The sequence below is a fragment of the Streptomyces sp. BE303 genome (assembly GCF_036290945.1).
Classification (GTDB): Bacteria; Actinomycetota; Actinomycetes; order Streptomycetales; family Streptomycetaceae; genus Kitasatospora.
On the sequence record NZ_JAQYWZ010000710.1, the window covers coordinates 1 to 336 of the forward strand.

1 pseudogene is annotated in these 336 nt (G+C 72.3%); it reads left to right on the forward strand.

Annotated elements, in window-relative coordinates:
- Nucleotides 1-198: 198 nt before the first annotated feature.
- A pseudogene (locus PUR56_RS19415) lies at nucleotides 199-336 on the forward strand (SAM-dependent methyltransferase); the annotation flags it as partial.

The window sequence follows — 336 nt, forward strand, 5'->3', positions numbered from 1 at the left end:
CGGGCGCCCGCCCGGCTCCAAGAACCGCCGCCCCGCGAACCGCTACGACGTGGGCCTGCTCCTGGCCACCGGCGAGCCCTACCGCCGACCGGCTCATCACAAGGTCGGCACCAAACCCCGCCGCACCGGATAAATCACAAGTTCAGTACAGACACGACATCAGCGTTCAGCGACACACAGCACTGACCGGCAGGGCGCGGTCTGCCCGCGCGCTTCCTCCCCCGCGACCTCGGGCTCGGCCGCCCGGGCCTCCAGGCCCGGCTGGACGCCGCCCACGAGGACACCTTCAGCGGCATGCGGGCCGAACTGCCCGGCTCGGTCGCCACGGTGGAGGAC